The sequence below is a fragment of the Hymenobacter segetis genome, assembly GCF_038448715.1.
In the GTDB taxonomy this organism is placed as follows: domain Bacteria; phylum Bacteroidota; class Bacteroidia; order Cytophagales; family Hymenobacteraceae; genus Hymenobacter; species Hymenobacter segetis.
The window spans coordinates 1-12,048 of sequence record NZ_JBCEVZ010000104.1 but is presented as its reverse complement, the minus strand read 5'-3'; the positions used below and the strand labels follow the sequence as shown (position 1 = coordinate 12,048).

General features: G+C 58.9%; 14 protein-coding genes. 11 read left to right on the top strand and 3 right to left on the bottom strand.

Annotated elements, in window-relative coordinates; all coding sequences use genetic code 11:
- A partial coding sequence (locus AAFH49_RS21885) for a TolB family protein (protein ID WP_425293353.1) occupies window positions 1-498 on the bottom strand: 498 nt, incomplete at its 3' end.
- 115 nt (window positions 499-613) lie between these two features.
- Between AAFH49_RS21885 and AAFH49_RS21880 the strand changes: the two genes are divergently transcribed.
- Window positions 614-1,423: a class I SAM-dependent methyltransferase gene (locus AAFH49_RS21880; protein ID WP_342301570.1), complete on the top strand. Its 810-nt coding sequence runs from the start codon at window positions 614-616 to the stop codon at window positions 1,421-1,423.
- A gap of 100 nt (window positions 1,424-1,523) precedes the next feature.
- On the opposite strand, the gene AAFH49_RS21875 is transcribed toward AAFH49_RS21880, so the two are convergent.
- Window positions 1,524-1,712 (bottom strand): hypothetical protein, encoded by a 189-nt coding sequence (locus AAFH49_RS21875; RefSeq protein ID WP_342301568.1) that lies wholly within the window; start codon window positions 1,710-1,712, stop codon window positions 1,524-1,526.
- A 132-nt stretch (window positions 1,713-1,844) separates the two neighbouring features.
- On the opposite strand from AAFH49_RS21875, the gene AAFH49_RS21870 reads away from it, so the two are divergent.
- Genes AAFH49_RS21870 through AAFH49_RS21860 form a run of 3 tightly spaced genes read left to right on the top strand, consistent with a single transcriptional unit; the run spans window position 1,845 to window position 3,577 of the window.
- Window positions 1,845-2,099: a hypothetical protein gene (locus tag AAFH49_RS21870; protein ID WP_198075081.1), complete on the top strand. Its 255-nt coding sequence runs from the start codon at window positions 1,845-1,847 to the stop codon at window positions 2,097-2,099.
- A gap of 25 nt (window positions 2,100-2,124) precedes the next feature.
- A complete protein-coding gene (locus tag AAFH49_RS21865) occupies window positions 2,125-2,853 on the top strand; it encodes a hypothetical protein (RefSeq protein ID WP_342301564.1) in 729 nt (242 codons plus the stop codon).
- Window positions 2,854-2,878: 25 nt separating this feature from the next.
- Window positions 2,879-3,577, top strand: coding sequence for an SHOCT domain-containing protein (locus AAFH49_RS21860; RefSeq protein ID WP_342301563.1), 699 nt, complete (start codon window positions 2,879-2,881; stop codon window positions 3,575-3,577).
- 114 nt (window positions 3,578-3,691) lie between these two features.
- Here AAFH49_RS21860 and AAFH49_RS21855 read toward each other — a convergent pair whose 3' ends face one another.
- The gene (locus AAFH49_RS21855) at window positions 3,692-4,204 is read right to left on the bottom strand and encodes an RlpA-like double-psi beta-barrel domain-containing protein (RefSeq protein ID WP_342301561.1); all 513 of its coding nucleotides are present in this window, start codon (window positions 4,202-4,204) and stop codon (window positions 3,692-3,694) included.
- A gap of 446 nt (window positions 4,205-4,650) precedes the next feature.
- Between AAFH49_RS21855 and AAFH49_RS21850 the strand changes: the two genes are divergently transcribed.
- The 7 genes from AAFH49_RS21850 (at window position 4,651) to AAFH49_RS21820 (ending at window position 11,978) form a co-directional block, all read left to right on the top strand.
- Complete coding sequence (locus AAFH49_RS21850) at window positions 4,651-7,572, top strand: 2-oxoglutarate dehydrogenase E1 component (RefSeq protein ID WP_342301560.1); 2,922 nt, start codon at window positions 4,651-4,653, stop codon at window positions 7,570-7,572.
- A 101-nt stretch (window positions 7,573-7,673) separates the two neighbouring features.
- Window positions 7,674-9,344, top strand: coding sequence for a 2-oxoglutarate dehydrogenase complex dihydrolipoyllysine-residue succinyltransferase (gene odhB, locus AAFH49_RS21845; protein ID WP_342301558.1), 1,671 nt, complete (start codon window positions 7,674-7,676; stop codon window positions 9,342-9,344).
- A gap of 292 nt (window positions 9,345-9,636) precedes the next feature.
- Window positions 9,637-10,239 (top strand): Crp/Fnr family transcriptional regulator, encoded by a 603-nt coding sequence (locus AAFH49_RS21840; RefSeq protein WP_342301556.1) that lies wholly within the window; start codon window positions 9,637-9,639, stop codon window positions 10,237-10,239.
- 336 nt (window positions 10,240-10,575) lie between these two features.
- Window positions 10,576-10,716, top strand: coding sequence for a hypothetical protein (locus AAFH49_RS21835; RefSeq protein WP_342301554.1), 141 nt, complete (start codon window positions 10,576-10,578; stop codon window positions 10,714-10,716).
- A gap of 27 nt (window positions 10,717-10,743) precedes the next feature.
- A complete protein-coding gene (locus tag AAFH49_RS21830; protein ID WP_342301552.1) occupies window positions 10,744-11,031 on the top strand; it encodes a hypothetical protein in 288 nt (95 codons plus the stop codon).
- 48 nt (window positions 11,032-11,079) lie between these two features.
- Window positions 11,080-11,460 (top strand): hypothetical protein, encoded by a 381-nt coding sequence (locus tag AAFH49_RS21825; protein ID WP_342301550.1) that lies wholly within the window; start codon window positions 11,080-11,082, stop codon window positions 11,458-11,460.
- Window positions 11,461-11,516: 56 nt separating this feature from the next.
- Window positions 11,517-11,978: a hypothetical protein gene (locus AAFH49_RS21820; RefSeq protein WP_342301549.1), complete on the top strand. Its 462-nt coding sequence runs from the start codon at window positions 11,517-11,519 to the stop codon at window positions 11,976-11,978.
- The last annotated feature ends 70 nt before the right edge of the window (window positions 11,979-12,048 follow it).

Sequence of the window (12,048 nt, the reverse complement as noted above, 5' to 3'; positions counted from 1 at the left end):
GGCCTTGGGCAGGTCCGGGAACATATCGAGCGTGGTCGGGCTCGATTTTACGTCCTGCGTGTAGAGGATGAAATTGGCCTTTGGCGCGTATTTCAAATTGCTCAGGCCCTGGTCGGGGAAGTCGCTGAGCTTGGCTTTGCCGCTGCCGTCGGCACTCATTACGTAGAGCTGGTCGGTGCCGCTTTCACCTGAAATAAAGGTCAGCTTGCCATCGGGCCGCCAGTTCAGGGTGTTTTCCGAGCCGGGCGTATCGGTGATTTTCTTCGGCGTACCACCGGCCACCGGCACCGTCCAGATGTCGGCATTGCCCTTGTTCTCGGCTAGGTTGTATTTGGTCACGGTGTAGGCCACGGTCTTGCCATCGGGCGATACCTGCATTTCGCCCAGCCGGCCCAACTGCCACAGCTTTTCGGGGGTGAGCACGGAGGATGGGGGAGGGGTTTGGGCGGCTGCCGCGAGTGGGAGCAAAGCCAGCGCGCTAAGAAAGAGCTTGTTCATGCCCGAAAATTACGGACTGCCGGCACATGGCACGCGAACGGGCTGACAGAGTTAATATATGTAATGCGATATTTAATGACTACGTTTATACTAATCCATTTGCCCTGAACGTGCTATGAAATCAACCTTCCTCCGCCGGTTCCTGCCCGCCAGCCTGTTATTGGCCGTAGCCTTGCTGCTGCTTACCGCTTCGGCCCGTGCCCAGCAGCCCGCTAGCCCCGCGCCTGCCAAGCGCAGTCTGCCGCCCATCCCCGGCCTCGGCCCCGACCCTGTTTTGCCCGCCAACCCCACTGCCGCCCAGCAGGCCGCCTACAACCGCGAAATGGCCGAGCGCACCCGCCAGCGCTGGAACTACCTGCTCACCGATTCGCTGATGCGCGCCCGGGTGCTCAACGAGCAGCCCAACGCCCTGCTGGTCGAAACCGTGAAAAACCTCAAGCCCGGCACCGCCCTCGATGCCGACATGGGCGAGGGCCGCAACGCCATTTATCTGGCCCAGCACGGCTGGCAGGTAACGGGGGCCGACGTAGCTGAAAAAGCCCTCGATTATGCCCAAAAACGCGCCGCCAAGTTGGGCGTAAAAATCACCACCGAAGTAGCCGACATGGCCAAATATGACTGGGGGACCAATAAATGGGACCTCATCGTGCTGAGCTACGCTGGCGGCCGCGACTACGCCGCCCGCATCATGCGCGCCCTGAAGCCTGGCGGCCTAGTCGTGCTCGAAGCCTTCCACATGGACGCCACCGAGAAGCTGCAGGTAGTAGGTGGCGACTACCGTGTGTTTTTTAAGACCAACGAATTGCCAAAATTATATACCGCCGCCGGCCTCAAAATAGTGCGCTACGAAGAGCCAATTGGCACCGCCGACTTCACCAAGCAGCAACTGCGGCTAGTGAAAATGGTGGCCCAAAAGCCGCTTTAGCCAACCGCAAATTCAAAGAAAAACCTCCCACAATCGTTTGCAGGAGGTTTTTCTTTTGTAGGGTGACAGCCACTTGGTGTCGTCGAAACGGACCAAGAAGTCAAATATCGGCCTTTTTACGGCCTGAGCCGCCAGGTTGCTTCCCGCCGCCATCGTTTTTGTTCACCGTGGCCCAGGCGCGGGCCTCGGCTTCTTTTTCCGAAAGGCCTTTCTTCTCGTAGCTTTCCTCGATGTGCTCGGCCTGACGCTTCTGCTTGTCGGTGTACTTCGATTTATCTCCCTGAGGCATGGCTGTAGTGAAATAAAAATGGAAAGAACACGGCCCGTAGTGCCGGGCCACCGGGTTTTTTACGCACGGAGCAGGAGGGGAGTTAGGCCGAGCTTACTACCTTCGTGCCCGGTTCCGGCCATTTTCTTTTCTATGCGCCACGTCGCCGACATCCCCCATCCCGCCGTCAAAATCACGCTCCTGGCCTGGAACGGCAAGTTTCTGCTGAAACTGGAGCAGGGCAACCTGGAGCAGACCTATAAAGTGGCCGAACTCGACCTGCTCACCGGCTCCGATGCCGAGGTTCGGGAGTTGCTGGATGATGAGTTCCTGGCCGCCGCCATTGCCCGTTTCCAGGCCATGCGCGACGATTTACAGGCCGCCTTCGACCGCCACGAGCTGCGCTAACCGCTGATTTCAACCACTCCGACTTATGTCTAAAATTTACTTTCTGCTGCTGATGCTGGCCGGCCTGCTTTCGGCCGCTCCGGCCTCGGCCCAGCTCTACGACGTGCGCCCCGGCGACGTGAACTACAACAAAAAGCCCCGCGCCGCTCTCAAAGTGCAGGTCGATGGCAAGGCCACCGACGTGCGCGAGTTTTTCCAGGACTGGATGAAGAGCAGCTACAACGTGAAATTCAAGACCGGCGGTGTGCTGGGCATGGGCAAAAGCGACGTGCTGGTGGCCCGCCAAACCCCCGCCAGCACCATTTCCGGCAAGCTCGTAGACCTTTACGCCACCATCATCGCGCCGTCGGATTCGGTGGCCGAAGTGGCCATTTTCGGGGGCTTCGATGACAACACCTTCTTCGACCCCAGCAGCACCAAGGCCGAGTACGACGCCCTGCGCGCTGTGGCCCAGAACTTCGCCGGTGCCGCCCGCCTCAAGGCCTACCGCGACATGATTGCCGAAGCCGAGAAGAAACTCAAAGCCACCGAAAAAGAGAAAGACCGCCTCGAAAAAGAGCAGGCTGCCCTCAAAACCAACACCGCCGCCAACCTGGCCCGCATTGAGGAGCTGAAGAAAAAGAACGCCGAAAACCTGCTGCAATCGCGCACCGATTCGGCCTCGCAAACCAAAAACAACAAGCTGCTCGACGAAAGCCGCCTGCGCCTGCAACGCCGCCGCGACCGCCTCTCAGCCCTCGACCGCAAAAACTAGCCCCGCCGCCGGCCGTACTCTGGTCATGGACAACCCCAATTCGCCCCTCGACACCCTCCGCCAGCTCAAGGAAATGCTGGATTCCGGGGCCATCACGCCCACCGAGTTCGAAGCCCTGAAGCAGCGGTTGGTGTTCACCGCGCCCGCTGCGCCCACGGCTCCGGTTACTCCTGAATCCATCGCTCCCGAGCCAGTAGTGCCACCCACGCCAGTCGTGTTCGACCGCCCGCCCGTGGCCTCAGAGCCCGTTTTGCCGCTTGCCGAAGAGCTGCCCGAACCCGCTCCCGTCTATTTCACGGCCGGTCCCGAGCCGCTACCTGAGCCACTGCTGCTGCCACTGTCCGAACCCGAGCACGAACCCGCTTGGCGAACCCGCGACGAGTTTCCGCCCTTGGCCGAAGAGCCCGCCCGCAACCCGCTGGCCCTGATTTTTGCCATTGGCGGCGTGCTCGCGTTTCTGGCGGTAGTGCTGTATCTGAACCTGAACCGGCCGCCGTCGGAACACATTTCCAGCACCAGTCAGACGGCCGCCGACTCCGTTTCTACCACCATCGAAACCGGCCCCCAGGCCGAGCCGTTGCCCAGCACCGTAGCCGCCCCCGAAACCGTGCGCGTGGCCCCCGCGCATCCCGCGCCGGTCATTCAGCCCCGCACCGCGCCCACGCGTTCCGATTCTGCTGAAACTGCGCCGCCAGCTGCCTCAGATTCGGCTGCGCGCCAATAAACCAGCTGTTTTTACGGGGGAGCTTACCCAATCTGCCTCAACGTAAAATCAAAAAAGCCGCTCCTGACTAAGGAGCGGCTTTTTTGTGCCTTTATAGAATAGCAATAATTGTTTTTACAGCATTGCAATGGGCTGAATCTTCACGCCAGGCTGAAAAATATCGTATTTCTCACTGGGGTGGGTCAGTACGTCCATGCAGTGGTGGTGGCGGCGGTTCATGGTGTCATGAATAGTGTACACGCCGTCGAGTTTGGGGGAGATGCCGCGCACGCGCACCTTATCGCCAAAGTTGAAAGGGCCGCCCCAGGGCTTCAGCAAGTCGCGCGACAGAGCCATCCAGCGCTTTTTGCTCCCGTAATGCGGTTTAATGCGAGAATTATCGGCTGTGATAAACGGCTCGCTGTCCGTTTGGCCGGGTACCGCCTGGTAGGCGGTGGCCGTCACCGTATAAGTGAGGGCGTGGGTGGCCAGTTTCTTGGCCTTGGCAACGTGCCGCAGCATCGTTCGGTGCGGTATCAGAAACTCCTTGAGTCCCTTGGCTTCGGCAGCGGGGGCGCTCCGAAATAGCGGCGTAGTCAGGGCCGCAGCAGCAATAAGTAGGTCGGCTAATAACTTAACATTGTTCATCCAAATGATATTCGTCCACCCGCCAAAATGCCCGGCGGTATAGGCCCTGTCCGGGCTTGAAAAACGGACAGAAAGTTATTAACGGTTTGATTAGTAGATAAGTTCTGATAAATAAGAATGTGCAATTCGGAAATAGCCTGACGGTGCGTGAGGGTATTATATAGTAAAAAGTTTATATAAAACAGACTCCTTTTAGTACCATCCGCACCCGCGTTTTATCGCTGGCCGTGTCGGCAAGCTGGACCATCATCGCCCGGCTTGCGTAGAAATAAACCCGGCCATCCTGCTGTTTTTTCGATAAATTGACCAGCCAAGTCAACGTGCGGGCCAAATAAGTTGAATGCAATTGGGTTGATTATCAGGAAAATTTGCATACCCGAATGTAGGTTTTTGCCTGTGCCAGAAGCATCTTACTTTTACGCGGCCTTACCTAAGCTGAATTCCCAATGGACTCTTATTCCTATATCGCCAACGCCGACGCGGCGGCCATCGAAACCCTGTATCAGGCGTACCAGCAGAACCCGGAATCGGTGGATTTCGGCTGGCGCAAGTTTTTTGAAGGGTTTGACTTCTCGCAGCAGTTCCCCGAAGGCGCACCCGTAGTGCCCGGCGCGGCCACCAATGGCGCACCCGCCGCTACTAACGGAGCGGCTAAAGCGGCCCCTGCCGCCCCCCAGGCCGATGATTATGGCGTACTCAACACCTCCGCCTCGACTAACAACGCGCCCGCCGGCCTGGCCAGCGGCGAAGTGGCTGCCGACAAGGAAACGGCCGTGCGCAACCTCATCCACGCCTACCGCAGCCGCGGTCACCTCCGCGCCAAAACCAACCCGGTACGCGAGCGCAAGGACCGCAAGCCCCGCCTCGACCTCGCCGATTTCGGCTTGGGCGAAGCCGATTTGGACACCGTGTTCCGCAACGGCGAAGTGCTGGGCCTCGGCGGCCAGGCCAAACTGCGCGACATCGTGGCGGCGCTGGAGAAGATTTACACTGGGGCCATCGGCTTCGAGTACATGTACATCCGCGACCCGCAGGTGCTGGACTGGTTCCGTGAGAAAGTAGAGCACGACTCACTGGCCTTCAACCCCGGCGTGGAGTACAAAAAGCGCATTCTGAAGAAGCTAAACGAAGCCGTGGTATTCGAGAACTTCCTGCATACCAAATTCTTGGGGCAGAAACGCTTCTCGCTCGAAGGCGGCGAAACGACCATTCCCGCGCTGGATGCCATCATCGGCAAGGGCGCAGAGCTGGGCGTGAAAGAGGTGATGATTGGCATGGCCCACCGCGGCCGTCTCAACGTGCTGGCCAACATCATGGGCAAGACCTACGAGCAGATTTTCTCGGAGTTTGAAGGTACGGCCGTACCCGACCTGACCATGGGCGACGGCGACGTGAAGTACCACATGGGCTACAGCTCGGAGGTAGAAACCAGCACCGGCCAGAAAGTCAACCTGAAACTGGCCCCCAACCCCTCGCACCTTGAAGCGGTGAACCCGGTGGTGGAAGGCTTCGTGCGCGCCAAAATCGAGCACCAATATGGCGGTGATTACCACCAGATTCTGCCCATTCTCATCCACGGCGATGCGGCGCTGGCTGGCCAGGGGATTGGCTACGAGCTGACCCAGATGTCGCTTCTGGAAGGCTACAAAACGGGTGGCACGATTCATTTCGTGATTAACAACCAGGTTGGCTTCACGACGGATTTTGAGGATGCCCGCTCGTCGATTTACTCGACGGACTTAGCCAAAATCATCGATGCGCCGGTGGTACACGTGAACGGCGACAATCCTGAGGCGGTGGTATTTGCCGTGCAGCTGGCCACCGAATACCGCCAGCAGTTCCACGCCGATATCTTTATCGATATGGTGTGCTACCGCCGCCACGGCCACAACGAGTCGGACGAGCCCAAATTCACCCAGCCCACGCTCTACAACCTCATCTCGAAGCACCAGAACCCGCGCGAGGTGTACAACACCATGCTGGTGGAGCGCGGCGACGTGGATGCCGAGCTGGCCAACCAGATGGACCGCGAATTCCGCGATATGCTCCAGGCCCGCCTGGATATGGTGAAGCAGAAAGCCCTTCCTTATAAGTACCAGGCCCTCGAAAACGAGTGGCGCAGCCTGCGCCGCAGCACGCCGGAGGATTTCGAGCAGTCGCCCGAAACCGGTATTTCGGCCGAAACGGTGGAGAAAGTGGCTAAGGCCCTGACTACGATTCCGGACGGCTTCAAGCCCATCAAGCAGATTGATAACCTGCTGAAGGAGCGCCGCAAGATGTTCTACGAAACCCGCATGCTGAACTGGGCTGCCGGCGAATTGCTGGCCTACGGCTCGCTGCTGAGCGAGAAGCACATTGTGCGCGTGAGCGGCCAGGACGTGCAGCGCGGCACGTTCTCGCACCGCCACGCGGTGCTGCACGATGCCGAAACGTCGGCCCCGTACAACTCGCTCAACTTCATGGAGGGCGACAATGAGAAGCTGAGCATCTACAATTCGCTGCTGAGCGAGTACGCGGTGCTGGGCTTTGAATTCGGCTACGGCATGGCCAACCCCACGGCCCTGGTGATTTGGGAAGCGCAGTTCGGCGACTTCGCCAACGGTGCCCAGACCATGATTGACCAGTTTGTGGTGAGCTCCGAGAGCAAGTGGCAGCGCATGAACGGCCTCGTGATGCAGCTGCCCCACGGCTACGAAGGCCAGGGCCCCGAGCACTCCAACGCCCGCCCCGAGCGGTTCCTGCAACTCGCGGCCGAGAACAACATTGTGGTGGCCAACATCACCACGCCGGCCAACTTCTTCCACGCCCTGCGCCGCCAGCTCACCTGGAGCTTCCGCAAGCCGCTGGTGGTGATGTCGCCGAAATCGATGCTGCGCCACCCGCTGTGCGTGTCGCCGGTGGAGGAGTTCACCAGCGGCCGTTTTCGCGAGGTGCTGGGCGACGACTTTGCCGAGGCCAAAAAGGTGAAGCGTGTGCTGCTGTGCTCGGGCAAGGTCTATTACGACCTGCTGGACGAGCAGCGTGCTTCCGACCGCAAGGACGTGGCCATCGTGCGCATGGAGCAGTTGCACCCCTTCCCCAAAAAGCAGCTCGATGCCGAGCTGGCCAAATACCCCAAAGCCAAGCTGTACTGGGTGCAGGAAGAGCCCGAAAACATGGGCTACTGGAACTTCATGCTGCGCTACATGCGCCGCGAGCTGGAGGACGTGATTTCGCGCAAGCCCTCGGCCTCGCCAGCCACCGGCTACAACAAAATCCACGTTAAGGAGCAGAAAGACCTTGTGGCCCGCGCCTTCGACAAGCCCAAAGAGGCTGTGGCCGATGCCAACATCAAAGCCACGGTAGAAGTAGCCAAGAAGGAGGAATAGCCGGTGTAGCGCATGCTTTAGCTTGCGCCCGCCGACCCCCTGCGCTGCTTATTTCACATCAACATCAGAAGAAACTACACTTTCCCACGCCACCCTAGTTTATGGCCCTCGAAATCAAAATTCCCGCCGTTGGCGAATCCATCACCGAAGTCACCATTGCCAAGTGGCTCAAGAAAGACGGCGAGGCCGTGAAGCGCGACGAGGTGATTGCCGAGCTTGAATCGGACAAAGCCACGTTTGAGCTGCCCGCCGAAGCCGATGGCGTCCTGAAAATCCGCGTAGCCGAGGGCGAAACCATCGGTATCGGCACCGTGATTGCTGATTTGGATGGCGCTGCTGCGGGTGCTGCCCCGGCTCCGGCCGCCGCTGCGCCCGCCCCGGCCGCCGCCAGCGCCCCGGCTGCTGACCCCATCAACAAAGGCGAGGAAAACCCCGCCGCCAGCGACCAGGCCGGCTACGGTGGCACGCCGGCAGGTGGTGCCGCAACGGCTGCTCCGGCCGCCGCTCCCGCCGCTGGCGGTGGCTCGGTAGAGATGAAAATTCCCACCGTGGGCGAATCCATCACGGAAGTGACGGTGGCCAAGTGGCTGAAGGAAGACGGTGCCCAGGTGAGCCGCGACGAGGTGATTGCCGAGCTGGAATCGGACAAAGCCACGTTTGAGCTGCCCGCCGAAGCGGCCGGTACTCTGCGCCACGCCGTGAAGGAAGGCGAAACCATCAGCATCGGTGCCGTGATTGCGCGCATCGAAGGCGGTAGCGGCGCTTCGGCTGCTCCGGCTCCGGCGGCTGCTCCTGCAGCTTCTGCTGCGGCTCCCGTGGCGGCGCTGGCTTCCGCCCCCGCTGCTGGCGGTGCTGCCACTTATGCTACCGGCGTGCCCTCGCCGGCTGCTGGTAAGATTCTCGATGAGAAAGGCATTGCCGCTAGCAACGTAGCCGGTACTGGTCGCGATGGTCGCATCACTAAGGAAGATGCCCAGAATGCGCAGGCCAAGCCCGCCGCTCCGGTAGCTGCTCCAGTTGCATCTGCACCCGCTGCTACTGCTCCGACCGCCGCACCCGCTGCCGGTGGCAGCCGCGAAGTGCGCCGCGAGCGCATGAGCAACCTACGCAAAACGGTGGCCCGCCGCCTGGTATCGGTGAAAAACGAAACTGCTATGCTCACCACCTTCAACGAGGTGAACATGCAGCCCATCATGGACCTGCGCGCCAAGTTCAAAGACCAGTTCAAGGCCAAGAATGGCGTGGGCCTGGGCTTCATGTCCTTCTTCACGAAGGCCGTGTGCGTGGCCCTGCAGGAGTGGCCCTCGGTGAATGCGCAGATTGACGGCACGGACATCGTGTTCAACAATTTCTGCGACATCAGCATCGCTGTATCGGCTCCGAAAGGCCTGGTAGTGCCCGTAATTCGCAACGCCGAGCAACTCTCGTTCGATGGCATCGAGAAGGAAGTGGTGCGCCTGGCCGGCCTGGCCCGCGACAACAAGCTCACCATCGAGCAGATGACCGGTGGCACGTTCACGCTCACCAACGGCGGCATTTTCGGCTCCATGCTCAGCACGCCGATTATTAACGCGCCGCAGTCGGCCATCCTGGGCATGCACAACATCATCCAGCGCCCCATCGCCGAAAACGGCCAAGTCGTGATTCGCCCCATGATGTACCTCGCCCTGAGCTACGACCACCGCATCATCGACGGCCGCGAGTCGGTTTCGTTCCTGGTGCGCGTGAAGGAATTGCTCGAAGACCCGACTCGTCTCTTACTGGGAGTGTAATTCCAGATTTAGGATTTTTTAAATGCCAATTCCCGTTATGGGAATTGGCATTTTTGCTTTATAGTCGTTGAAACTAGCGAAATGCACGATAAAACGGATTTGTGGCCCGTTAAATAAAAATGAGTAATTGATTTATTCCGGGGTGTATTATATTTGAGCCTGATTTAGGAAGCTCTATCGATACGTCATGGGAAAATTTATTACGCCGGTTTGCCAGAATTGCCCTAATAGCAAGGGGCCGCTGATGGGGTGCTGTCAGCTGGAGGAATTAGATTTTATTGCCGGCAGCAAAGTGTCGCAGAGTTATCAGAAGGGCCAGCGCATTTTCTATGAAGGCAGCCCGGCGCTGGGGCTGCACTGCGTGAATCAGGGCAAAATCAAGGTAACCAAAGCCAGCGGCGAGGGCAAGGAGCAAATCGTGCAGCTGGCCAAGGGCGGCGACGTGCTAGGCTTCCAGTCGGTGCTCACCGAAACCCGGTATTCAACGTCAGCCGTGGCCCTCGAAGACTGCGTGGTATGCTTCATTCCGCGGGCCGATTTTTTCCGGGTATGGCAATCCAACGTGCAGTTTTCCACGTCGTTGATGCAAATGATGGCCCGGGCTCTGGGCGCGGCCGAAGTGCAGATGCTGCACTTGGCCTACAAGCCGGTGCGCGAGCGCCTGGCCGGTGCCCTGCTGTTGCTGGCCCGCACCTTTCGCAAGGGCGATGACGCGGCGCATTTCAGTATGTCCATCTCGCGTGAAGACCTGGCCTCCCTAGTGGGCACGGCCAAGGAAACGGCCATCCGGTTGCTTTCGGAGTTCAAAGAAGCCGGCATTATTGCTTCGCGTGGCAGCGAAGTCACTATCCTGAATATTGGCGAGTTGAGCCAGATAGCTGCGCTATATGATTGATTGTTAAGATGAGAAGCGGACGTAATTAGCCGACTTTTTAATCCTGAATACATAGTTTGGCCGAAGCCCAGCGGAGCTCCACTTAGTTAAGTGGGACTCCGCTGGGCTTTGCTGATTTTTGGGGAATTTAGCTGCACTGTGTTATTGGTTTAATTATGTTTTGTATTAAGTCGAAAGAATGATAATGTTAACCTAAATCATAACCAAAAATGACGTAGGTCATTTTTAATAGGGGGTGGGATGGAGGAGCTTTGTAATAGATAATAGGCCGTGATAATTAATCATAAAGGCCGGTTAACGTGTTTTATAAGTTAGTTAATCCCCCAGCTTAACCGGATGAATACCCTGGCTTTTTCCACTGAGTTGCCCGCAGAACGCGCCGGTAGCAAGGCCAGAATTGTCTGGGGTGATACGCCGACAACAGCTGGTGTATCAGTTTCGGTGATAGAAAAAGTGATAAAAAGTGTATCGGCTTAGCTGCCGGCTTTGATTACCGTGGCGGTGATGGAAGTAACCACGGGCGCGTGCCTAGCGCACCGGAGCCATTCGCGCAGCTTTAGGGCGGCTACAGTGGCGGCTCACAACGCCGAAACTGTGCGCCAGCAGCAGCTGGCCATGGCGGCCCTGAAGATGCGCGGCGAGCGGCTGGAAGACATTCTGATTCCCTTTCGCAAGCAGCTGCACCTCATTCGGCTGGCCAAAAACGGGCAGTGGTTTGGCTACCTCGCCGTGAAAGTGCAGGATACCAGCCTGGCGCTGGCCCGCGAAATTCTGAAATCGATAATTCCTTGACTAGCAAATTTTAATCAATCCCAACCCAACCTTTTTTTCTTATTGATAATGGCTTACTCAACCAATTCCCCCGCCGGCAAAGTAGTACAGAGCGTGATGGACGACCTGCCCGGCCTGGTGGCCATTGCCGTGGTCGACATCACCTCGGGCATGGCCCTAGCTTCGCACACCAACTCGCCGACCCTCAACCCCGAAACGGCCGCTGCTTATAATACCGAAGTGGTGAAGCAGAAGCAGAAAGCCATGTCGGCCCTCAAACTCAGCGGCGAGAACATCGAGGACATCCTCATCACCCTCACCAACCAACTGCACCTGATTAAGCTGGCCCACAACGGCACCAAGTTTATCTACTTGGTGGTGAACTCGCGCGAAACCAATCTGGCCATTGCCCGCGAAGTGCTGCGCGCCAGCGCCGACCAACTTAACTAAGGAGGTCCTGAATACGAGGCTTGGCAGCGGGCCGGGCCGGGGCCACGCCGAATACTATGAAAATTCCCTTTCTCAAGCATTTACAGCGCTTGACGGGGCCGGTGGCCAATGAAGTAGAGCTGGCGGCGGGGCCGGCCAATGGCCCCATTGAGCAGGCCATGCAACACCTGCTGGCCGAGCTGCCCGACCTGCTGATGGCGGCCGTGGTGGAAGTGGCAACCGGCAAGCCCTTGGCCACCTACACCACGGCCCGCGAGCTGCGCCCGGCGGCTGTGGCCGGCTTCAATGCCGAAGCGGTGCGGCAGGTGCAGGCCTCGCTGGCGGCCCAGGGCGCGGCGCACGAAAGCCTGGAAGAAATGCTGTTTACGCTGCCCTCGCAGCTGCATTTGCTGGGGGTGGTGCCCAGCGGGCGGGTATTTGTGTACCTGGCCGTGGACTGCCGGGATACCAACCTGGGCATTGCCCGGGCCGTGATGCGCGGCGGCATGGCTCGGGCCGAGCCCGCCGAAGCGGAGTAGTAAGGCCCGTGGCTGGCCGGTTAAGCCACAAATCTACTTTTCACCCTTTTTTTCTCAACCCCCATGAAGC

Coding starts and splice junctions, on each gene's coding strand:
- AAFH49_RS21880 (WP_342301570.1), top strand. CDS start 614: ATGAAATCAACCTTCCTCCGCCGGTTCCTGCCCGCCAGCCTGTTATTG.
- AAFH49_RS21875 (WP_342301568.1), bottom strand. CDS start 1,712: ATGCCTCAGGGAGATAAATCGAAGTACACCGACAAGCAGAAGCGTCAG.
- AAFH49_RS21870 (WP_198075081.1), top strand. CDS start 1,845: ATGCGCCACGTCGCCGACATCCCCCATCCCGCCGTCAAAATCACGCTC.
- AAFH49_RS21865 (WP_342301564.1), top strand. CDS start 2,125: ATGTCTAAAATTTACTTTCTGCTGCTGATGCTGGCCGGCCTGCTTTCG.
- AAFH49_RS21860 (WP_342301563.1), top strand. CDS start 2,879: ATGGACAACCCCAATTCGCCCCTCGACACCCTCCGCCAGCTCAAGGAA.
- AAFH49_RS21855 (WP_342301561.1), bottom strand. CDS start 4,204: ATGAACAATGTTAAGTTATTAGCCGACCTACTTATTGCTGCTGCGGCC.
- AAFH49_RS21850 (WP_342301560.1), top strand. CDS start 4,651: ATGGACTCTTATTCCTATATCGCCAACGCCGACGCGGCGGCCATCGAA.
- odhB (WP_342301558.1), top strand. CDS start 7,674: ATGGCCCTCGAAATCAAAATTCCCGCCGTTGGCGAATCCATCACCGAA.
- AAFH49_RS21835 (WP_342301554.1), top strand. CDS start 10,576: ATGAATACCCTGGCTTTTTCCACTGAGTTGCCCGCAGAACGCGCCGGT.
- AAFH49_RS21830 (WP_342301552.1), top strand. CDS start 10,744: ATGGAAGTAACCACGGGCGCGTGCCTAGCGCACCGGAGCCATTCGCGC.
- AAFH49_RS21825 (WP_342301550.1), top strand. CDS start 11,080: ATGGCTTACTCAACCAATTCCCCCGCCGGCAAAGTAGTACAGAGCGTG.
- AAFH49_RS21820 (WP_342301549.1), top strand. CDS start 11,517: ATGAAAATTCCCTTTCTCAAGCATTTACAGCGCTTGACGGGGCCGGTG.